This is a genomic window from Thauera aminoaromatica S2, from assembly GCF_000310185.1.
Classification (GTDB): domain Bacteria; phylum Pseudomonadota; class Gammaproteobacteria; order Burkholderiales; family Rhodocyclaceae; genus Thauera; species Thauera aminoaromatica.
Genome location: NZ_AMXD01000296.1, coordinates 1 through 1,108, shown reverse-complemented (window position 1 = coordinate 1,108; position 1,108 = coordinate 1). Strand labels below are relative to the sequence as shown.

The 1,108-nt window shown below is 72.7% G+C and carries 2 protein-coding genes; both read left to right on the top strand.

The features are described from left to right. On the top strand, positions 1-884 hold an 884-nt coding region (locus C665_RS19695; protein WP_004330371.1), incomplete at its 5' end, for an ATP-binding protein. Then, a partial coding sequence (locus C665_RS20935) for a hypothetical protein (protein WP_004330367.1) occupies positions 881-1,108 on the top strand: 228 nt, incomplete at its 3' end. The genes C665_RS19695 and C665_RS20935, both read left to right, overlap by 4 nt.

The window sequence follows — 1,108 nt, the reverse complement described above, 5'->3', positions numbered from 1 at the left end:
CCGGCCTCGGCCACCTGCGCCGGGCGCGCGCCGGCTTCGGCAGCGAGCGCCTGCGCCAGCTCGCGCAGCCGGTGGCACGCGAAGTGCCCCACGATGCGCTGGTGCTGCCCGACGACCTGCTCGAGCGTTTCGCGGCCCTGGTCGCGCGCTGCCGCCAGCGCGAAACGCTCTCGGACGGCCTCGGCAGCAGTCTTGCCGAGCCGGCACGCGGCGTGCGGGCGCTGTTCTGCGGCGAGAGCGGAGCCGGCAAGACGCTCGCCGCAAGCCGGCTGGCGACCATCCTCGGCGCACCGCTCTTCCGCGTGGACCTGTCCGCGGTGATGAACAAGTACATCGGAGAGTCCGAGAAGAACCTCGGACGCCTGCTGGACGAAGCCGCGGCTCTGGACGTGATCCTGCTGATCGATGAAGCGGACGCCCTCTTCGGCCGCCGCAGCGAGGGCAAGGAGACCGGCGAGCGTTACGCCAACATGCTCACCAACTTCCTCCTCACGCGCATTGAACAGCACCCAGGCATCGTCGTGCTGACGAGCAACAATCGCGGCCGCATCGACAGCGCCTTCACCCGTCGCTTCGACGTGATCATCGATTTTCCTCCGCCGGGCGCGAACGAACGCCTGCGCCTCTGGGAGTCGCATCTCGGAGGACGCGCCCCCGACGCCGCGCTTTGCCGCCAGCTTGCCAGCTATTGCACGCTCCCCGGCGGCTACATCCGCAACGCCGTGCTGCAGGCGGCCGCGCTCGATCCGGTCGGGGACGCGGGCGCCGGCGCCCCGGCCCGCCCGATCGCCGCGGAACGGCTGGTGGCGGCGCTGCTCGAGGAGTACCGCAAGATCGGCCGCACACCTCCACCCCAGCTCCTGAACGCACGGAGTGCGCCATGAACCACCCCGCCGCCACCGCGCAACGCCTCGCGCCGGCAGACAAGACGGCTCCTGCCCACAAGTCGCCGGACAACCCCCCCGCGTCCGCGGCCACCGCTCCTGCCAGCCGACAGGACCACGCCGGCGAGGCCGTGACCGGGCGGACCCCGCAAGCCCGGCCCGGCGGCAGCGCCGCCGGCAAACGCCCGGGTGCGCCCGGCTACCTGCAGGCCCGGCTCGCCGTC